The organism is Halocynthiibacter styelae, from assembly GCF_016123485.1.
Lineage (GTDB): Bacteria > Pseudomonadota > Alphaproteobacteria > Rhodobacterales > Rhodobacteraceae > Halocynthiibacter > Halocynthiibacter styelae.
This window is the reverse complement of record NZ_JADCKQ010000005.1, coordinates 119,555-139,092: the sequence shown is the minus strand read 5'-3', so window position 1 is coordinate 139,092 and position 19,538 is coordinate 119,555. Positions and strand designations below refer to the sequence as shown.

The following is a 19,538-nucleotide window of genomic DNA, read 5'->3' as shown; positions in this document are numbered from 1 at the left end:
ATCCGCGCTTGTCTGTGGTTCACAGCTTATGTACCCGGCCAGACAGTTCGCGCCAACCGTATAAGGAGCCCGCCATGCCTTTCCGCGCCCCCGCTGACGAATTCCGTTTCATCTGTAAACACATCGTGCCCTACGGCGATGTGGCCGCGACCGATATGTTCGCCCATGCGGATGAAGACGTCAGCGATGCGATCCTGACAGAGGCCGCGAAAGTCTGTGACGAAGTCCTCGCGCCCCTGCAGCGCAATGGTGATTTGACCCCGGCGGTTCTGGAAAACGGCGTGGTGCGCACAAGCCCGGGCTTTGCCGATGGGTTCAAAGCACTGGCGGAAGGCGGCTGGGTGTCAATGTCCGGGTCTGAGGAATACGGCGGCATGGGGCTGCCTGTGACTTTGTCGACCGCGGTGAACGATATGATGTCAGGTGCTTGTCTTGCGCTGCAACTGAACCCATTGATGAGCCAGGGTCAGATCGAAGCTCTGGAACATCATGCGTCTGATGAAATGAAGGCGCTGTACCTGCCGAAGCTTGCTTCTGGCGAATGGTGCGGCACTATGAACCTGACCGAAGCGCACGCCGGGTCCGACGTTGGCGCGCTGTCCTCAAAAGCGACGGACAATGGCGATGGCACCTATGCGGTGACCGGGCAAAAGATCTTTATCTCCTGGGCCGACAATGATTTTTCTGAAAACGTTTGTCACCTGGTTCTGGCCCGTCTGCCCGATGGCGCGCCGGGCACCAAAGGCATCAGCCTGTTCCTTGTACCGCGTCACATCCCCGATGCAGATGGCAACCCGGGTGAGAAAAACAGCCTGCGCGTGGTGTCCCTTGAACATAAACTTGGCCTGCATGGCTCCCCCACAGCGGTGATGTCTTTTGAAGGCGCGAAGGGCTGGATTGTCGGTGAAAAACACGGCGGCATGAAGGCCATGTTCACCATGATGAACAATGCACGTCTGGGCGTGGGGACACAGGGCATCGGCACGGCTGAGGCGGCTTATCAGAAGGCGCTTGAATATGCGCTGGACCGCAAGCAGGGCCGCAGCCCTGTCGAAGGTGGCACAGGCACCATTGCCGATCACGCCGATGTGCGCCGGATGCTGACCCGGATGAAAGCCGAAATCTTTGCCGCCCGGTCCATTGAGATGATGAACGCCGTGGCGCTGGATCTGGCGAAAGCCACCGGGGATGATGGCCAGGCCAGCCGTGCCGCATTCCTCACCCCCATCACCAAAGCTTTTGGCACTGACATCGGCAGCACTGTTGCGAACCTTGGCGTGCAGGTGCATGGCGGCATGGGGTTCATTGAGGAAACCGGCGCAGCACAATTCGTGCGTGATGTGCGCGTGACCCAGATCTATGAGGGCACCAACGGCATTCAAGCGATGGATTTTGTGGCCCGTAAAATGATGGACGGCGGCGAGATGGCCTTCCGCATTCTGGAAGAAACCGAACAATGCGCAGAAGAGGCCCGCGCGAATTTCCCTAAGATGGCGGGGGCTGTCTGGTCTGCGGCGGAAAACCTGCGTGAAGCCACCGAATGGCTGGTTGCGCAGAAGGATATGAACGACCGCTTTGCTGGTGCCGTGCCATTCCTGTTCGCCTTCGCCCGCGTACTTGGGGCATGCGCCCATCTGCGTGCAGCGATGGTTTGTGGTCCCGATCACGCCCGTACCCGCCTTGCACGTTTCTACATCACGCGTATGTTGCCTGAATATGAAGCTGCGCTTGCCGAGGCCCGTGCAGGCGCTGCTGATCTTTATGCTCTGACCGTGGAAGACCTGACTGCATGACAAACCCGCTTCGCTATCCGCATGAAACCCCACCCGCGGCTGGCGAGGCGATTGAAGTTGCGCCAGGCGTTCTCTGGATGCGCCTGCCGCTGCCGATGAAGCTGGATCATGTCAATATCTACGCGCTGGATGAAGGCGACAGCTGGACAGTGATTGATACGGGATTTGACACAGGCAAGGCGCGGCGCGAATGGGATATGCTGCTGGAAGGTCCGTTGAAGGGCAAACCCATTGGCCGCATCATCGTCACCCACCATCACCCGGATCACGTGGGATGCGCGGGCTGGCTGATGGAACGCTTCGGGGCGGAACTCTGGATGACCCGCACCGCCTGGCTGACCGCGCGGATGCTGACGCTGGATGCCCAGGATCGGCCGACGGCAGAAACCGTGAGTTTCTGGAAAAGCTGCGGCATGGATGCCGGCACGCTGGAACAGCGCCTGGATGAGCGCCCCTTCAATTTTGCCGATGTCTGCTCCCCCTTGCCGCTGGGCTACCGCCGTATTCGCGCGGGCGATGTCATCCGCATCGGGGGCCGCGACTGGGATGTGCATATTGGCAACGGCCATGCGCCCAGCCATGCCACCTTCTGGTCCCGTGACGATAATCTGGTGATTGCCGGCGATCAGATCATTGCGTCGATCTCCCCGAATGTCGGATTGTATGCAACCGAACCCCTGGCGGATCCGCTGGGCGAATGGCTGGAAAGCTGTGAACGCCTGCGCAAACTGGCGCGCGAAGATCACTTTGTTCTGGCGGGGCACAAGCTGCCCTTCACCGGCCTGCCCACCCGTATGCGACAGCTGATTGACAACCATCACGGCGGCCTGGATCGTCTGCGCGAACACCTGAAAACCCCGCGCACGGCGCATGAATGTTTCCCACCGCTGTTCAAACGCACGATAGGTGCGGCAGAATATGGTCTGGCCCTGGTCGAGGCTATGGCCCATACATCACATCTCTGGCATCTGGGCGAGGCCACTTGCGAAACCCGTTCAGATGGGGCCTATGTGTTTCAGACCAGTTAACAGGGTGGAAACGCGATGTCTGAGAAAACCGAAAACGCCGAACCGATTGTGACCTCTGCTGAGGCATCTGAAAACGAAGTGCTGCCGCGTCTGTATAACGCGCGCTGCAATCCGGATGGCTCCATTTCTTCTGGCGAAGAAGCCTTGCCTGAAAAAGTCGCCAAAGCCCCCGTCGCCCAGAAAAGCCCGGCGCAATGGGCGTATGAGCGTGTCATTCTCTATATCCAGAACTTTGAAAAGCAGCTGGATAACGAACACGAAGCCGCCATGGGCTTTGCGGGTGGTGATGCCGGTGTGATGCGTATCGAAGGCCTTGGGTATTTCGACCCGGACATCATCACCTATCACGGCACGGATCAATCCGGCGCAAAAACCCAGCTTGTCCAGCACGTCAGCCAGCTGAACGTCATGCTGCGCGCCCTGCCCAAAGAAGTCAGCCACAAAGAACCCAACCGCATCGGTTTCCGTCTGGCAGCAGAGCTGGAAGAAGACGCCAAAAAAGAATGATGATCCTGTGCCCCGGCTTTGTATTTGAGGTATAGGTGCTGGCGAAATTACACAGTGTCTTTCTGCGTTGCCGGCGCGGAAAGACTTCATTCAGATATATATTCTAAAAAGATCTGCCATATTTGCAGGAAAAGCGATTGAACTGATATGGAAGAGAAAGATGCCGCCAGACTTCAGAACCTGATGAACAAAGGCGAGCTGCATGTTCTCGCGGAAGAATTGAAACCTTTTCTGGCAGAAGGGGATCTGGATGCCCGTTATCTGAACTGCTTGTTCTCGATCGACCCGGACGAAAGCGGTGACGACCTGGACAGCAGGAAAATTACAGAACTCAAGATGCTGGCCCTGAAGTGGCACCGTCCATCGTTGCTGGATCTGGCATGGGCTTATCGGTATGGCGATGATGTTGAACGTGACAGCGGGAAATTTCTGCAACTGATGACAGCAGCTGCCTTTCTTGGGGATGAACAGGCGAAAAGACATGTCGCTGAGTTTATTGAACTGGAAACTGACAATGCGGGTTTATGCGCTGCGTTGGGGGTAACTGAGGAATAGATTCCATTTAGTCTGATATCCCGGAAAATGAGGCCAGGGGGAAGGGTTTGGATGTGTCCCGCAATTTGTTGTTGCTCTCGACGATATCCGATGTTTCCGGATGGTGACAGCCCGGATAAAATCCGCTAAACCACCGCAAACGCATATCTACAGGATGAGTAAAATGGCGAAACACGAACACGGTTCCATGGATATTTCCGCGCAGGAAAAAGCTTATGATGGCTTCCTCAAAGCCAGCACCCGCGTTGCGATTGCATCCATTGTTATTCTGGTCCTTCTGACTGTTTACAACAGCTGATCTGAATTTTGCCGGGGCCGATGACGATTTTCACGTCCGGCCCCGGTGCATCTTAAAAGGGTATTTCATGCGTAAATTTATCTGGCTTCTTCTGCCTGCATTTCTCATGGGGTGTGGTTTTACAGCGGAACCGAAATGGGCGCCGGATGAAGAAGTTTCCAGGGCAACCTACGTGCATGAAGGCCCGAAATACCTTTCCCTCTATACAGTTATCAATCTTGTGTCCGGCTCCGGCGCGCATTCCGGCCTGCTTGTGAACGGGTCACAACGCGTGATGTTTGACCCGGCGGGCACCTGGTGGAACCCGCGTATTCCGGAACGCAATGACGTGCATTTCGGCATGTCCCCGGCCGCCGTGGATTACTATGAAGATTACCACACGCGCAAAACCTACTACACCGTGGTGCAGACAATCGAGGTCAGCCCGGAAGTCGCCGAAATGGCCCTGCGCGAAGTTCAGGCTTATGGCGCTGTGCCCAAGGCGATGTGCTCCAATTCCGTTTCAACGATTCTCTCCCGCCTGCCGGGGTTCGAGTCGATGCGCACCTCCTGGTTCCCCAACGCCACCATGCGCTCCTTCGCCAAATTGCCCGGCGTGACGACGCGGGAGCTTTACGACGACGATGATGACGACAATTCGTCCCTTCTGGCGGGGCAGACCCAGTAACCGATTAGGAGTCTTCGTTGCAATCGATCCAGATGATGTGGTTGATTGGGCAAGGTTCTTTTTTGCAATCAGAAATGATGTCTGAGATCAGATTAAACTGCCTTTGAACGTCATGATGCTTAAACCAGTTATATTCATCGCTGAGGCCTATAGCCGACAGGTCCAGTCTGAGCGGCTGTTTTTCCTGGTCAATGTATTCAAAAGCCTCTGTAGAGGAAATGACTATGTCTTCTTTGAAGAAGGCGAGGTTGCATGCCTCTAGTTCATCGGTTGAGATGGTCATCGTATAGCGCTCGCGGCTTAGCGCATTGTGCTTGATTTCAGCGATGCGTTCAGGTGCCGCATTCATAACGTTCAGTTATCCCAACACCCACAACATCAGAAACAGCGTGCCAATCCCTGCGGCTGCGGACCAGATGAAGTTTTTGCTGAAGTATCCCACCACAAAGGCTGCGCAGGCCGCCGCGAGACGGGCCGGATCAGGCTGACCTTGCGTGGCGGCGGGCCACAGGACCAGCGGCGCGACGAGACCGGGCAAAACCGCAACCGGCGTATAGCGCAGATGGCGCAGCACCCATTCGGGCATTTCACGATCGCCAATAATCCCGATAAACGAAAAGCGCACAAGATAGGTGCCAATGCCAACAAGCGCGATGGTCAGCCAGATTTCGCCAGATGTCATATCCATGGTCTTAGCTCCATTTTCCGCGGGCGATCAGCCAGGTTTCGACCTGTGCGCCTGTCATCATTGCCAGGATTGCCGCGACCATCAGGCCCATGTTGTAGGGCAGGAAGGCAAAGATCAGGGCAGCAAGCACCGATACAAACGCCGCCGCAATATGGGCCGGGGTGCGCAGGGCCGGGCCGATCATTGACAGAAATGTAATCGGCAGGGCGAAGTCCAGCGCATATTCCGGCGGGATCGCCGTGCCCACCACCGCGCCAATATAGGTGCCCGTGATCCAGGCCGGTACAATCGCGCAGGTGATGCCAAAGTAGAACGAAATCTTTTCCTGCGGGGTCATGTCCGGGCGTTTTTCGAACTCCAGCACCCCCACCGCATAGTTCTGATCAAAGAGAAAGAAGCTCGCCAATGCCCGCTGCCACAAAGGCGCTTTGCCAATGTGCGGCGCAAGGGCGGCGGAATACATCGCCATGCGCAGGTTTACGGCAAGCGCCGTTGCCAGGATCACAATCACCGGCGCATTGTCGGACATCTGCTGAAGGGCTGCAAATTGGGCCGCGCCTGCAATCACGATGGAGGTAAAGCCCATGACTTCCAGCAAGTTCAGCCCGGCTTCTGTCGCGACCACGCCAAAAAGCAGCGAAAACGGCCCGGCGACCAGAATAAACGGCAGGCCGGTGCGCAATCCGTGCAGGAATTGTGATTTTGAACTGGTGGTGGTCACGCGCTGCTCCTAATCTGTGCGGGAAATCGTTGCCTGAATTCGCAAAGGGATGCAAATGACAAACGGTGATAGCGCCCATAAATATCTGATCGCCCCCGATCCTTCTGCAAGCGGCCTGACCACGGCGGTCACCGGGCAGGATCAGTTCGGCAATACCGTTGAAATTGACGTGGTCGAAGAGCGCCCGCTGACGATATTTCTGAACGGCCAGGAAATTGTCACGGCCATGACCATCGGTGATTATCCTGATTACCTTGCGATTGGTTTTCTGGCCAATCAGGGCATGCTGGCGGCGGATGAGGTTGTGACCGCCACGGATTTTGATGAAGAGCTTGAAACCATCGTCATCCGCACAGATCGCGTGACGAACTACGAGGAAAAGCTCGCCAAGAAAACCCGCACATCCGGATGCGCCGTAGGCACGGTCTTTGGTGATATGATGGAAGGGCTTGAGGGGCTGGAACTGCCACAAACACAGGTCCGTTCCAGCTGGCTTTACGCCCTTGCGCATCAGATCAACACAACGCCTTCGCTGTACCTGTCCGCCGGTGCAATCCATGGCACGGTGCTGTGCAAGCAAGACCGCCCACTGGTCTATATGGAAGACGTGGGCCGCCACAACGCCGTCGATAAAATCGCGGGCTGGATGCGCGCAACCGGCACGGATGGCGGCGATAAGATCATGTATACCACCGGGCGGCTGACGTCTGAAATGGTGATCAAATGCGCCTCTATGGGCATTCCTGTGCTTGTGTCCCGTTCCGGTTTCACCGCCTCCGGTGTTGCCATCGCCCGTGACCTTGGTCTGACCATCATTGGCCGGATGCGCGGTCGTCGCTTTACGTGTTTGTCGGGTGAAGACCGGCTTGTGCGCGATGTAGATCCCGCGCGTGTCCCGGAAGAAGACAAAAAGAACCGCAGAAAAGGGGCAGAGCAATGAAATCCCCCTTAGGTGTGATCCTCGCCGGTGGTCAGGCGACCCGGCTGGGCGGGAGTGATGCGAATCTGGTTGATAAGGGGCTGATGCAGCTTGGTGGGCGTGTGATCCTTGATCATGTGCTTGCCCGTTTTGAACCCCAGGTCGCGCAACTCGTGCTGAATGCGAATGGTGATGCTTCCCGCTTTAAGGCCTTCAACCTGCCCGTGATTGCAGATGCGCCGGGCGATCTGGCCGGGCCATTGGCGGGTATTCTGGCGGGGTTGGATTACGCAGCGGTTCACGGCTTTGACCATATCGTCACCGCTGCCGCCGACACGCCTTTCCTGCCGCCCGACCTTGTGCCGCAATTGCAGTTGCAGGCCGAAATCACCGGCGCGCCTGTGGTGCTGTCCGCCACGCCTTGCCCGACCCGAAAACAACAACGCCAGCCAACCTTTGGTCTCTGGTCCGTTGACCTGCGTGATGATCTGCGTGCCGCCCTTTCTGACGGCCTGCGCAAAATCGTCGCCTTTACGCAGCCCCGTGGAAACGCCTATGCAGAATTTGCGCTGACAGGCGATGTTAACCCGTTCTTCAATGTGAATACCCCTGAAGACCTGGCCCAGGCGCATGAAATTCTGAAAGGGTAAGCAGCGATGAAAATCTTTGGTGTCACCGGTTGGAAAAACGCGGGCAAAACCGGGCTGATGGAGCGGCTGATTGCGGAATTCACCGCGCGGGGGCTGAAGGTTTCATCCATCAAACACGCCCATCACACCACGGATGTCGATCAGCCCGGGCGTGACAGTTATCGCCACCGCGAAGCTGGCGCGGGTGAGGTCTTTCTGTCCTCAAAGCATCGCTGGGCCCTGATGGGCGAATTGCGCGGGGCGGACGAACCTTCCCTGCCGGAACTTCTCGCCCGTCTCGCGCCCTGTGATCTGGTGCTGGTCGAAGGGTTCAAACGCGAACCCCACAGTAAGGTCGAATGTATCCGCGCGGTGAATGACCACCCGATGATCGCAGCGGAAGATGGCACCGTGAAAGTAATCGCCAGTGATGCCGATCTGCCGGATGCGCCTTGCCCGGTGATTGACCTGGATGACACGGCGGCGATTGCGGACTTCATTGCGCTCGCGCTTGGCTTCACCACAACACCGGCCCCCGCTGATGCGCCCGCGCCCCTGAAAAACGATTGTTTCGCCCTGCCACCTGGTGTCACCTGGACGCCGGTTGATACGGCGCTGGCGCATTTGCGAGACAACCTCACCGTGACCTGCGCCACCGAAACCCTACCGCTTTGGGACGCCGCCGGGCGCTATCTTGCCCAGGATGTTACCGCTCTGCGTGCCAGTCCCCCTGCCGACAATTCCGCCGTCGACGGCTATGGGTTCGCGGCTTCTGCGCTGGGTGATCCGGTGACGGCCTTATCGCTCTCTGACGGTCGCGCTGCGGCGGGGGATCCCCATACCGATCCCGTCCCGCATGGCCAGGCGATCCGCATCCTCACCGGTGCTTTGACCCCACCCGGCATTGATACGGTGATCATGGAAGAAGACGTAGACCTCACCGATGGTCAGGTCCGTTTTCAGGGCCGCATCAAACCCGGGGCCAATGTGCGCAAGATGGGCGAAGACATTGCCGCCGGTGCCCTGGCCCTGGCCAAAGGCACCCGCCTTGATGCCGCCGCGCTTGGTCTGTTGACCTCGCTTGGCATTGCCGAGGTGACAGTGCGTAAACCTCTGCGGGTGGGTGTGCTGTCCACAGGGGATGAGCTGGCAAAACCCGGCGAAACCATCGACCCCGCCCGCACCTATGACGCCAACCGTCCGATGTTGCTGGAAATGATCCGCGCCTGGGGGCATCTGCCTGTTGATCTGGGCCATGCGCCGGACAATCGGGACACCCTGCGTGCCACTCTGGATGCCGCTGCCGCACAGGCCGATGTGATCCTGACGTCTGGTGGCGCATCGCAAGGGGATGAAGACCATATGTCCGCACTGCTGACGGAAAGCGGCGCGATGCAGCTCTGGCGGATCGCCATGAAACCGGGCCGCCCGCTGGCGCTTGGCCTGTGGAACAACACGCCGGTTTTCGGTCTGCCCGGCAATCCGGTTGCGGCCTTTGTCACCGCCCTGATGTTCGCGCGCCCCGCCTGCCTGCAATTGGCCGGCGGTCAATGGCAGGAACCGCAAAGCTTCTCACTGCCCGCCGCATTCAGCAAGAAAAAGAAACCGGGCCGTCGTGAATTTCAGCGCGGTAAAATCACACCAGACGGACGCGTCGAACTTTTCGCCAATGAAGGTTCCGGCCGTATTTCCGGCCTGACCTGGGCCGATGGGATCGTGGATATTGCGGAAGACACCACAGAGATCACCCCCGGCGCGCCTGTAAAATTCATCCCCTGGGGCAGCTTCGGGCTGTAGGCCCCATTTTTGTTCGGCAAATATCCCGGGGGGGAGGGCTGGCCCCCACCGGAAGGCCGTGTGTGGGGGCAGATCCCCCACATGATTTAATCAAATGTCCCGGCAACCTTGCCCAGCAGCATAAAGGCCCGTGCGGTCCGTGTGTCGGAAAACGCCATAATATCATCGTCGCTGGCGTTATTTGCAAACTCGATAAAGCTTTCATCAAACTGCCGGATGAAATGGTGAACCGCATCGCGAAACACCGGGTCCTGCCGCATGCGCCCGGCGCTCAGCGACAGGGACGACCGGTCGCGCACACCGGCAAGGCGGCCAATGCTCTCGCCGCGAATGCCCTCGGCAAAACGACGCCAGATCACGGCCGGCACCTTTTCCTGGCGCAGGTCATCCATATAAATCCCATCCTGGCTGAGCAGAGTGAGAATATCCTGGCTGGCCTGCACAAGTTTCGCGCTGCGCCGGTCCCGCAGGGCATAGCGCAGGGCGGCAAAACCTTCGTGGTCGTCGACATTTTCCGGAAAATTCAGGGCGCGAATGAAATCCCGGATTGAAATCGGATCATCCAGGGCCTCTGCCGGGGTGCCCAGTTCCAGGGCGCTTTGTCCCTGACTGTTGGTTGGCGGTTGTGGTGCGGGGGCCAGGGCGACAGCGGGAAGAGACCCGCTTTGAAGCCCGTGCGAGGCCGTGAACTGTGCCAGAACCGCTTCGGTTTCTCTTTGCGCCGCTGCGATCTGATCCAGCTTCTGTTCCACGGATGGCGCAGCGCCGGTCCCACCGGATTGCATCTGCGCCACATAGGTCTGGCGCATACCATCAATCGCAGCCTGAAGCCGGGTCGCTTCAGCGCGCATAACCCGCGCCGATCTGGCCGCAACCGCGCCAATCCAGATCACCGCCACCGGCAGGAAAATCGCCAGAAGCTTTACGACCAGATCAAGGCCTCTGGTGCCCTCTTCCGCCGTTTCAGAATCGGTGAAGACATAGAAAATCACCACCAGCCCAAGCCAAAGCGCCGTCAGTGCCACAGCAACCAGTTCCGTTGCAGAAAACCCGCCCTGACCCGGGGCACTGTACACACCCAGGCCCGCGCCGGCGGTTGCTTTCTTCTGCTTCCCTCTGCGCGATCCGGGCAGAACAGGTTTTTTAACGGGTTTTGTGACGTTGTTTACAGGTTCCCCCGGGTCTTTCTGCACAGGCGGCTTTGCTTGCGGTGCAGAAAGATCAGAAGGGGCAGAAGGTTTGTTGTCTTCAGGCATCAATGTGCTTTCGTAAAATGAAAGACGTTACTTGTAATGAATTTCCAGAACTTCATAGCTGCGCAGGCCGCCGGGTGTGCGAACCTCAACGCTGTCGCCTTCTTCTTTGCCAATCAGGCCACGCGCCAGCGGGGATTTGATGTTCAGCATGCCGCTTTCAATATCCGCTTCGGGCTCGCCGACGATCTGATAGGTTTTTTCTTCATCCGTATCTTCGTCAACAATCTTGATGGTCGCGCCAAATTTGATCGCACCGGACAGAGTGGTCGGATCAATGACCTCTGCAAGGGAAATGATGGCTTCGATCTCTTTGATCCGGCCTTCAATGAAACTCTGCTTTTCGCGCGCAGAATGATATTCTGCGTTTTCAGACAGGTCCCCATGTTCACGGGCTTCAGCAATGGCCTTGATCACAGAGGGACGTTCCACTGTTTTCAGGTTTTTCAGTTCTTGCTCAAGGGCGGTGAAACCGCCGCGGGTCATTGGTATTTTTTCCATGATCGACCTGTTATTTTTCTGGTTTGGGTAGATTATCGGCTTTTCCAAAGGAAAAAAGCAACTGAACTGTTTAACCTGAGGGCGGTAAGTAAAGTCAAGAGGGGGCGGCCCACCTGCGCATGGCTTCAGCGAAATTGTACTCAGTTGACGGTTTACTTATGGTAAATGCCGCCTGAGGGCTATTTTACGGCGCGTTTGAATTGACGACAGGTCTGTAAACCAGCTAGGGAATTTCGGAAACAATATTGCGCAGCCGCAAGCGACGTGGAGATGGGTACTATGGCCGAGATTGAACGCGAGTCGATGGAATATGATGTAGTGATCGTGGGCGCTGGTCCCGCTGGTCTTTCTGCAGCGATCCGTCTGAAACAACTGGATTCCGACCTGAACGTCGTTGTTCTGGAAAAAGGTTCCGAAGTTGGCGCCCATATCCTGTCTGGTGCGGTGCTTGACCCATGCGCTCTGAACGAACTGATGCCGGACTGGAAAGAAAAAGGCGCGCCGCTGAACACGCCTGTAAAGGAAGATAACTTCCTGATCCTTGGCGAAGCCGGCAAAGCCCGCATTCCGAATTTCCCCATGCCGCCTTTGATGAACAACCACGGCAATTACATCGTGTCCATGGGCAACGTCTGCCGCTGGATGGCGGAGCAGGCCGAAGAAATGGGCGTTGAAATCTTCCCGGGCATGGCCTGTTCTGAACTGGTATTTGGCGACAATGGCGAAGTCAAAGGCGTGGTTGCCGGTGTCTTTGGTCTGGAAGCAGATGGTTCCTACGGCCCGAACACTGAACCTGGCATGGAACTGCACGGCAAATATGTCTTCCTCTCTGAGGGCGTGCGCGGGTCTCTGTCCAAAGAAGTCATCGCGAAATACGATCTGGCCGCAAACAGCGACGTTCAGAAATACGGCGTCGGCATGAAAGAGATCTGGGAAATCGACCCGGGGAAGCATTCCGAGGGCACCGTGACCCACACCATGGGCTGGCCTCTGGGCAGCAATGCGGGCGGTGGTTCCTTCATCTATCACCTGGAAAACAATCAGGTTTATGTCGGCTTCGTGGTTCACCTGAACTACAAGAACCCGCATCTCTTCCCTTACATGGAATTCCAGCGCTTCAAGCATCACCCGGAAATCGCAAAGCTGCTTGAAGGCGGCAAACGCGTGGCTTACGGCGCACGTGCGATCACTGAAGGCGGCTGGCAGTCCCTGCCAAAAACCTGTTTCCCGGGCGGTGCGCTGCTGGGTTGTTCTGCGGGCATGGTCAACGTGCCGCGTATCAAAGGCAACCACAATGCGATGTATTCAGGTATGCACGCAGCCGAAGCCGCTTATGAGGCGATCAAAGCCGGTCGCGGCGGTGATGAGCTGACAGCCTATGACGATATGGTCCGTTCCGGCCCAATCGCAGCCGACCTGAAACCTGTGCGCAACGTCAAAGCCATCTGGTCCAAGTTTGGCCTGGTTGCATCTCTGATGCTGGGCGGTTTCGATATGTGGGTTGCGAACCTCACCGGTTGGAATCCGCTGGGCACCTGGAAGCACGGCAAAAACGATGCGCAGGCAACCGAAGCTGCCGACAAGCACAAGCCAATTGATTACCCAAAACCTGATGGCAAACTCAGCTTTGATCGCCTGACCAACGTCAGTTTCTCCATGACCAACCATGAAGAAAGCCAGCCGGCGCACCTGAAGCTGAAAGACGCAAGCATCCCGATGGGTGTGAACATGCCGCAATTCGCAGAACCTGCGCAGCGCTACTGTCCTGCCGGTGTTTACGAGGTTGTCGATGGCGATTTTGTCATCAACTTCCAGAACTGCGTGCATTGTAAAACATGTGACATCAAGGATCCGTCCGAGAACATCACATGGACCACGCCACAAGGCGGTGACGGCCCGAACTACCCGAACATGTAATCCGGGTGACAGATCAGATTTCAGGGCTGCCTTCGGGCGGCCCTTTTATTTTATCAACGCCAGAACCAAAGCTTTTAGCGTGGCGATAGATTGCATCATGTCTTCGCGGGTCATGCTGTTATATTTCAGCCCCTCAATCGACCAGCTGATGAAATCTGAAACAGCCAGAGGACTTGTGCCCTGACGTTGCAATGCGTCGTTCCAGGGCGTGAACAGCGCGGCAATATCTTCGCGAAAAATCGCGCGACAGGCGGCAATTTCGTTATGTCCGGCGGGGTTGTGCCCCCGCTCCAGTTCCGCCGCCACCGGCGAGCTGTGCAGAAATTCCCAGGGTGTCAGCGCAAAATGATGCAACAGCACATCCAGTTTTTCATCAAGCGATGCACAGGCCTGCCAGCCGGTCAGAACAGATTGCCACAAGCCCTCAATATAACTGCGAATAGCCCCCCGCAGAACCGCATCTGTATTGGGAAACGCATTATACACGGTCTGGCGCGAAACCCCGGCTTCGCGTGCAACATCGGTCATGGTTGTTTTTGCCACGCCTTTTTGCTGATAGGCCCGCATTGCGGCGCGGGCGATGGATTTCTCTCGTTCATTCATAACGAGGATCTTGACAAATCCAGCGATAATGTCAATTTTACAAATTAGTCAAAAATGTAAAGATTTCCCGGAAGGATTCCATATGGACCAGGTAGAAAAGATCGGTTTTTCACATTACCGCATCCACACATCAATTGAGATCGACGCAACGCCAGAACAGGTCTGGGCTGTGCTTGTTGATACAAAGGCCTATGAAAACTGGGCTGCTTTTATGGTCGCCGTTGGCGGGGAAATCGAAGATGGAAACACGATCACCGTTGATTTTCAGCTGAACCCGGCCAAGCCAAAGCGGGTCACAATTGATCACCGGATCGAAGTGACGGCCGGTCAGGAATTTTTCTGGGCAGAAAAGGGACCAGGGGGGATCTGTGACGATCATCACTTCCGGGTTGAAGCAACCTCTGACGGCCGCACCCGTTTTGTGCAAAGTGATGAAATTAAGAAGGGTCTGACCTGGTTGATGGGCTGGAAACTGTCGGCGATTTACCGGGATGGGTATCAGGCGTTTAATCAGGCCCTGAAACAGGAAGCCGAACGCCGGGCACCGGCCAGCTGACGCGGGGCAGGGCTATGGGCGACGTCTGAACCACCGGTTAAGCCCCCCGTCCGCCGCATATGCATAAGATGTGCATGCTTTGTGCATAGGATGTGTATGGCGTATTCTGCCTGTTTTTACCGGTTTTCGGCCCTGCCATTGCCTTTCAGGGGAACAGCACTTAGCTTAACTCAAGTGATCTGAAATCAGCCGGAGCTTCCATGTTCAGAACCCTCATCGCGGCCCTGTTCGCCAGCACTGTGATCCTGCCCACCGCAGGTCAGACCGAAGGCCTTGCCGGGGCGTATCTTGCGGCGCGTCAGGCCAGCTTTTATTCCGATTATGCACAGGCCGCTGACTGGTATTCCCGGGCACTTATTCAGGATCCGCAAAATCCGGTGCTTCAGGAAAATGCGCTGACGGCCTGGGTCGGACTTGCTGATTTTGAACAGGCGATTGCCATCAGTCAGGTGATGCGTGGCGCCGGGTTTGATACGCAACAGACCAGTATTCTCACCGTGGCTGATCTGGGCGCGCAACAGGAATTTGAAACCCTGCTTGAAACCTATCAGGGCGCTGTGAACATTGGCCCGCTTGTGGATGGTCTGGTGACCTCCTGGGCGCTGGTTGGTGCAGGCCAGATGTCCGCAGCACTTGAAGGTTTTGATGCGGTATCCGAAGATGAATCAACCCGGGCTTTTGGCCTGTATCACAAAGCGTTAGCCCTTGCGCAGGTGGGCGATTATGAAGGCGCGGATGGCATTCTGTCAGGTCGGTATTCCGGCGCAATCCCGGCCACGGTCAACGGCATTCTGACCCATGTTGAAGTGCTCAGTCAGCTGGAACGCAACGCCGATGCGCTTGAACTTCTGCAAAGTATTTTCGGCCATTCCACAGACCCGGTCATCACTCAGATGACAGCCACACTGGAAGCGGGTGACACCCTGCCACTTTCTGTTGCCACGTCAGCGTCCGAAGGTCTGGCCGAAGTGTTCTTTTCCGTCGCGGGCGTACTCGAAAGCGAAGCGGCCCCGGCTTATGCGCTGCTGTTCTCACGCACCGCTGAACACCTGAACCCGCGCAGTGTGCCCGCCATGCTTTTGTCCGCGTCTTTGCTGGAAAAACTGGAACAATATGATCTGGCCAACACGACCTATGATCGCGTGCCCCGCAGCCACCCGTCTTTCCACGAAGCTGAAATCGGTCGTGCCGAAGCCCTGCGTCAGTCCGGCAAAGATGATGCGGCGATCGAGGCCCTGCGGCAACTCGCAGAAACCCGGTTTGACCTGCCCGTCGCGCATTCCGCCCTTGGTGATGCCCTGCGGTCTATGGAACGTTTTGAAGAAGCAAGCGCCGCCTATGACAACGCCATTGCGCTGTTTGGGGATCCGGAGCCAGGCCACTGGGGCGCCTATTACACCCGTGGTATTACCCTGGAACGTCAGGACCGCTGGGAAGAAGCCGAAGCCGATTTCCGCTTTGCCCTGGAACTCTCTCCGGGTCAGCCGTTTGTGCTGAACTATCTGGGGTATTCTCTGGTTGAGAAACGTGAAAACCTGGATGAAGCGCTTGCGATGATCGAACAGGCCGTCGAGGCCCGCCCGGATGATGGTTATATCACCGATTCCCTGGGCTGGGTGCTGTATCGCCTGGGCCGCTATGACGAAGCAGTTGGTCATATGGAACGCGCCGCCGAACTTGAACCCGTTGATCCTGTGGTCTCTGACCATTTGGGGGATGTGCTGTGGGCGGTTGGCCGTCAGCGCGAAGCGGTGTTTCAGTGGAAGCGCGCCCTGTCTTTTGTGAACCCGGATGAGGTACATCCCGAAGCCGACCCTGAGCGTATCCGCCGCAAACTGGATGTTGGTCTTGATGTGGTTCTGGAAGAAGAAGGCGCAGATCCCCTCGCCGTTGCCGGCAGTGGTGACTGACGTTTCGCCGGGTTTCGCCCCGGCTAAGGTTAATCTTGCCCTTCACGTGACCGGCCAGCGGGCCGATGGCTATCACTTGCTTGATACGCTGGTGGCGTTTGCATCTGTCGGGGATCATTTGACGGCGGAACCTGCGGGTGCGTTTTCACTACGGGTTTCCGGCCCAGAAGGGGCGGAAGTGCCGGAAGACGATAGTAATCTGGTCCTGCGTGCCGCGCGCCTGTGCCGGGGGGGACCTCGTAAATTTCACCTGGAAAAACACCTGCCGACGGCGTCTGGTATCGGTGGCGGTTCCTCTGACGCCGCCGCAGCGGTGCGTCTGATGCAGGGCGATTATGACACTGACAACATGCTGGCACTTGGCGCGGATATTCCCATGTGCCTGAACCCGGTCACGGCCCGTGTGCAGGGCATTGGCGAAGACATCACACCTCTGCCGACCTTCCCGGAAATGCACGCTGTTCTGGTCAATCCCCGCGTGGCTGTATCAACCCCACCAGTTTTTAAAGCTTTGGCGAATAAGAATAATCCGCCCTTGTCTGCGCTTCCCGGAAAGCCTGAAGAATTTCTGTCCTGGCTTATGGATCAGCGCAACGATCTTCAGGCCCCGGCAGAAGTGCTCTTTCCTGAAATCACACAGACACTCAACGCTTTGCAGGCCACCGGGCCGCAACTTGCCCGGATGTCTGGTTCTGGTGCGACATGCTTTGCGATCTATGACAGTCAGGACCAGGCAAAGGCCGCCGCAACCGATTTGCAGCAGGCCCATCCCGCATGGTGGGTCAAACCTTGCGTGCTTGGATCAGCGCAGACGCGCGACCACGTAATCGGCGATATCTGACAGCATCTGGCGCAATTCGTGATCAGGTAAAACGGACAGGACCGCTTTCGCCTGATCCGCCCATTTCAGGGCTTCTGTGCGGGTGTCTTCCATGGCGTTGTGCTTTTTCAAAAGCTCCAACGCGGTTTCAAGATCACCGTCCTGCTGATTGCCTTTTTCGATCGTGCGCTTCCAGAAGTCACGCTCGGTTGCGTCAGCCCGGGCCACGGCCTTAATCACCGGCAGGGTCAGTTTGCGTTCGCGGAAGTCATCGCCGATGTTTTTGCCTGTCGCGTCAGAACCCCAGTAATCCAGCAGATCATCAACGATCTGGAAACTGATCCCAAGCGCATCGCCATAGTCAAACAGCGCCTGTGTGGTCGCATCATCCGCACCGGCAATCACGCCGCCCACTTCGGTTGCGGCAGAAAACAGAGCTGCGGTTTTGCCACGGACAACCTGCAGATAGATCGCCTCAGTCGTCGCCAGATCCTGGGCGGCGGTCAGCTGCAGAACTTCGCCTTCGGCAATGGTTGCGGACGCATTCGCCAGAATATCCAGCACCCGCAGGGATCCGGTTTCAACCATCAGCTGGAAGCTGCGGGAAAACAGGTAATCGCCGACAAGCACGCTGGATTTATTGTCCCACAGCAGGTTCGCGGTCGGACGTCCCCGGCGCTGGCCGCTTTCATCGACCACATCATCATGCAGCAGGGTCGCGGTGTGAATGAACTCCACCGTCGCTGCCAGCTTCACATGGTGATCACCCTGATAGCCACACAGATGCGCTGCCGCCAGCGTCAGCATCGGGCGCAGACGTTTGCCGCCCGCTTCGACCAGATGTGCGGTCACTTCCGGAATACGCGGCGCATGTTCCGACGCCATGCGTTTGCGGATCAGCACATTCACGGCGTCCATATCATCCGCCAGAAAGCGGGCCAGGCGGTCATGTGGTTTTACGGAAGCATCCATGGGCATCAAAACTCTGCTTTTTTCCGGTCTGGCGCTCGACATTTCAGCGCAACTGCCGTTATCTCATCCATATGAAAGAACTCCTGCGTACCACAGACCCGACGATCATCGCATTCGCCCAGGCGCTCCTTCAGGGGGAGGGTATAGACTGCTTTGAAATGGACGTAAATATCAGCGTTCTGGAAGGGTCTATTGGCATATTGCCGCGCCGCCTGATGGTGCGATCTGTTGATCATGCCCAGGCCACAGTTATCCTGAAAGACAATGATGTCGACTTCGGAATTACAACAGCATTTTCCTGATGGATTGACCGACGACGGGTTCCTGTCTGGCCGACTGCAGATCCTGCAACCGCGACAGGGCTATCGTGCCGGGGCTGATCCTGTTTTGCTGGCGGCGGCCTGCCCGGCAAAGCCAGGGCAAAGCGTGCTTGAGGCCGGATGCGGGGCAGGGGTCGCGACCCTTTGCCTTGGGGCGCGGGTTGCTGAACTGTCCCTCACCGGGGTGGAGCTTCAGGAAAAATACGCGGCACTTGCACAGGAAAACGCATCCCGCAATGATCAGGCGCTGACGGTTTACAACGCTGATATTTCCGCCATTCCTGCGGAATTGAAAGCACGCAGTTTTGATCAGGTGATTATGAACCCGCCGTTCTTTGATCGTTCCCGTGGATCATCCGCGCCGGATGCTGGCAAAGATATTGCGCTGGCCGGTGAAACCCCGTCAGAGGCCTGGATCGACCTTGCCGCGCGCCGCCTGAAGCCAAAAGGTTATCTGACGTTGATCCAGGATATCCGACGTTTGCCCGATGTGCTGGCTGCAACCCTGTCACGTCTGGGCAGTGTGGAAATTCTGCCCATTTCCGCCCGCACGGGCCGCAAGGCGCATCTGTTTCTGATGCGGGCCCGCAAAGAAGGGCGCGCCGATTTTATCCTGCATGCGCCGCTGATCACCCACCTTGGGCCACAGCATGAAAAAGACGGTGAAAGTTATACGGATCAGATTCGTTCAATTTTACGTGACGGATCGGTGCTTAAATTTCCCTGAAATTAACCTTTGCGTAATAATGTTACCAGATATATCGGCGGAAAACCGTTTATCGACGTAAATTTGCTGCGTTGCAACGTGACACGACTCAATTTCTATGGTCGACTAAATCCGTAACTTGGTAACGGAGGATCGCCATGAGTAAGAGTTCGCATATCCAGGAACTCCACCGTAAACACCAATCTCTTTCTGAAAAAGTTGACCAGGAACAACGACATCCTGCAGCTGACCCGATGGACATCGCGGCAATGAAGAAGGAAAAACTGCGCCTCAAGGAAGAAATATCCCGACTGTCCACTGCGTGACAGCATCCCTCTGCCGGGCGGGATGGACCACGACATTCACTCGCCCTGCAGA

The 19,538-nt window shown here is 56.9% G+C and carries 23 protein-coding genes; 16 read left to right on the top strand and 7 right to left on the bottom strand.

The annotated features are described in order from the left end of the window. Positions 1-74 precede the first annotated feature (74 nt). From H1D41_RS08565 to H1D41_RS08540, 6 genes are all read left to right on the top strand, one after another. The gene (locus H1D41_RS08565; protein WP_228848508.1) at positions 75-1,793 is read left to right on the top strand and encodes an acyl-CoA dehydrogenase; all 1,719 of its coding nucleotides are present in this window, start codon (positions 75-77) and stop codon (positions 1,791-1,793) included. Beyond that, positions 1,790-2,821 carry an MBL fold metallo-hydrolase gene (locus H1D41_RS08560; protein WP_228848507.1) on the top strand — a complete coding sequence of 344 codons (1,032 nt, stop codon included), beginning with the start codon at positions 1,790-1,792 and terminating at the stop codon, positions 2,819-2,821. The genes H1D41_RS08565 and H1D41_RS08560 overlap by 4 nt, the downstream gene beginning before the upstream one ends. A 15-nt stretch (positions 2,822-2,836) precedes the next feature. Next, the gene (locus H1D41_RS08555; RefSeq protein ID WP_228848506.1) at positions 2,837-3,328 is read left to right on the top strand and encodes a DUF6173 family protein; all 492 of its coding nucleotides are present in this window, start codon (positions 2,837-2,839) and stop codon (positions 3,326-3,328) included. A gap of 147 nt (positions 3,329-3,475) precedes the next feature. Next, complete coding sequence (locus tag H1D41_RS08550) at positions 3,476-3,883, top strand: hypothetical protein (RefSeq protein ID WP_228848505.1); 408 nt, start codon at positions 3,476-3,478, stop codon at positions 3,881-3,883. A 163-nt stretch (positions 3,884-4,046) separates the two neighbouring features. Next, positions 4,047-4,181, top strand: a complete 135-nt coding sequence (locus H1D41_RS08545) for an aa3-type cytochrome c oxidase subunit IV (protein ID WP_107496743.1) — start codon at positions 4,047-4,049, stop codon at positions 4,179-4,181. Positions 4,182-4,248: 67 nt separating this feature from the next. Next, on the top strand, positions 4,249-4,848 hold the full coding sequence (locus H1D41_RS08540) for a hypothetical protein (RefSeq protein WP_228848504.1): 600 nt from the start codon (positions 4,249-4,251) through the stop codon (positions 4,846-4,848). Positions 4,849-4,852: 4 nt separating this feature from the next. On the opposite strand, the gene H1D41_RS08535 is transcribed toward H1D41_RS08540, so the two are convergent. The 3 genes from H1D41_RS08535 to H1D41_RS08525 are packed head-to-tail and all read right to left on the bottom strand — an operon-like array spanning position 4,853 to position 6,257. Continuing rightward, the gene (locus H1D41_RS08535; protein WP_228848503.1) at positions 4,853-5,197 is read right to left on the bottom strand and encodes a hypothetical protein; all 345 of its coding nucleotides are present in this window, start codon (positions 5,195-5,197) and stop codon (positions 4,853-4,855) included. Positions 5,198-5,206: 9 nt separating this feature from the next. Then, entirely contained in the window at positions 5,207-5,536 is a 330-nt protein-coding gene (locus H1D41_RS08530) for an AzlD domain-containing protein (protein ID WP_107496746.1), read from the bottom strand. Positions 5,537-5,540: 4 nt separating this feature from the next. Continuing rightward, positions 5,541-6,257, bottom strand: a complete 717-nt coding sequence (locus H1D41_RS08525) for an AzlC family ABC transporter permease (RefSeq protein ID WP_228848502.1) — start codon at positions 6,255-6,257, stop codon at positions 5,541-5,543. Between the two features lie 49 nt (positions 6,258-6,306). On the opposite strand from H1D41_RS08525, the gene H1D41_RS08520 reads away from it, so the two are divergent. The 3 genes from H1D41_RS08520 to H1D41_RS08510 are packed head-to-tail and all read left to right on the top strand — an operon-like array spanning position 6,307 to position 9,602. Next, the gene (locus H1D41_RS08520) at positions 6,307-7,197 is read left to right on the top strand and encodes a formate dehydrogenase accessory sulfurtransferase FdhD (protein WP_394355401.1); all 891 of its coding nucleotides are present in this window, start codon (positions 6,307-6,309) and stop codon (positions 7,195-7,197) included. Further along, positions 7,194-7,826 (top strand): molybdenum cofactor guanylyltransferase MobA, encoded by a 633-nt coding sequence (gene mobA, locus H1D41_RS08515; RefSeq protein ID WP_228848500.1) that lies wholly within the window; start codon positions 7,194-7,196, stop codon positions 7,824-7,826. Before H1D41_RS08520 ends, mobA begins: the two co-directional genes overlap by 4 nt. A 6-nt stretch (positions 7,827-7,832) precedes the next feature. Beyond that, entirely contained in the window at positions 7,833-9,602 is a 1,770-nt protein-coding gene (locus tag H1D41_RS08510) for a bifunctional molybdopterin-guanine dinucleotide biosynthesis adaptor protein MobB/molybdopterin molybdotransferase MoeA (protein WP_228848499.1), read from the top strand. 86 nt (positions 9,603-9,688) lie between these two features. Here H1D41_RS08510 and H1D41_RS08505 read toward each other — a convergent pair whose 3' ends face one another. Together H1D41_RS08505 and greA are read right to left on the bottom strand one after the other, a co-directional pair. Then, on the bottom strand, positions 9,689-10,858 hold the full coding sequence (locus tag H1D41_RS08505; RefSeq protein WP_228848498.1) for a hypothetical protein: 1,170 nt from the start codon (positions 10,856-10,858) through the stop codon (positions 9,689-9,691). 27 nt (positions 10,859-10,885) lie between these two features. Next, entirely contained in the window at positions 10,886-11,356 is a 471-nt protein-coding gene (gene greA / locus H1D41_RS08500; RefSeq protein WP_228848497.1) for a transcription elongation factor GreA, read from the bottom strand. A gap of 279 nt (positions 11,357-11,635) precedes the next feature. Here greA and H1D41_RS08495 point away from each other — a divergent pair, with 279 nt between their 5' ends. Further along, complete coding sequence (locus H1D41_RS08495) at positions 11,636-13,273, top strand: electron transfer flavoprotein-ubiquinone oxidoreductase (RefSeq protein WP_228848496.1); 1,638 nt, start codon at positions 11,636-11,638, stop codon at positions 13,271-13,273. Between the two features lie 45 nt (positions 13,274-13,318). Here H1D41_RS08495 and H1D41_RS08490 read toward each other — a convergent pair whose 3' ends face one another. Next, positions 13,319-13,876, bottom strand: a complete 558-nt coding sequence (locus tag H1D41_RS08490; RefSeq protein WP_228848495.1) for a TetR/AcrR family transcriptional regulator — start codon at positions 13,874-13,876, stop codon at positions 13,319-13,321. Between the two features lie 82 nt (positions 13,877-13,958). On the opposite strand from H1D41_RS08490, the gene H1D41_RS08485 reads away from it, so the two are divergent. From H1D41_RS08485 to H1D41_RS08475, 3 genes are all read left to right on the top strand, one after another. Next, positions 13,959-14,432 (top strand): SRPBCC domain-containing protein, encoded by a 474-nt coding sequence (locus H1D41_RS08485; RefSeq protein ID WP_228848494.1) that lies wholly within the window; start codon positions 13,959-13,961, stop codon positions 14,430-14,432. Positions 14,433-14,632: 200 nt separating this feature from the next. Then, positions 14,633-16,342 (top strand): tetratricopeptide repeat protein, encoded by a 1,710-nt coding sequence (locus H1D41_RS08480; protein WP_228848493.1) that lies wholly within the window; start codon positions 14,633-14,635, stop codon positions 16,340-16,342. Beyond that, positions 16,284-17,183: a 4-(cytidine 5'-diphospho)-2-C-methyl-D-erythritol kinase gene (locus tag H1D41_RS08475; protein WP_228848492.1), complete on the top strand. Its 900-nt coding sequence runs from the start codon at positions 16,284-16,286 to the stop codon at positions 17,181-17,183. Before H1D41_RS08480 ends, H1D41_RS08475 begins: the two co-directional genes overlap by 59 nt. Here the strand turns inward: H1D41_RS08475 and H1D41_RS08470 are convergent. After that, entirely contained in the window at positions 17,145-18,140 is a 996-nt protein-coding gene (locus H1D41_RS08470) for a polyprenyl synthetase family protein (protein ID WP_228848491.1), read from the bottom strand. The genes H1D41_RS08475 and H1D41_RS08470 overlap by 39 nt on opposite strands. Positions 18,141-18,205: 65 nt before the next feature. Between H1D41_RS08470 and H1D41_RS08465 the strand changes: the two genes are divergently transcribed. The 3 genes from H1D41_RS08465 (at position 18,206) to H1D41_RS08455 (ending at position 19,486) form a co-directional block, all read left to right on the top strand. After that, complete coding sequence (locus H1D41_RS08465) at positions 18,206-18,436, top strand: putative signal transducing protein (protein ID WP_228848490.1); 231 nt, start codon at positions 18,206-18,208, stop codon at positions 18,434-18,436. Beyond that, positions 18,399-19,181: a tRNA1(Val) (adenine(37)-N6)-methyltransferase gene (locus H1D41_RS08460; protein ID WP_228848489.1), complete on the top strand. Its 783-nt coding sequence runs from the start codon at positions 18,399-18,401 to the stop codon at positions 19,179-19,181. Before H1D41_RS08465 ends, H1D41_RS08460 begins: the two co-directional genes overlap by 38 nt. Positions 19,182-19,318: 137 nt before the next feature. Then, positions 19,319-19,486 carry a YdcH family protein gene (locus H1D41_RS08455; protein WP_107496759.1) on the top strand — a complete coding sequence of 56 codons (168 nt, stop codon included), beginning with the start codon at positions 19,319-19,321 and terminating at the stop codon, positions 19,484-19,486. Positions 19,487-19,538 lie beyond the last annotated feature (52 nt).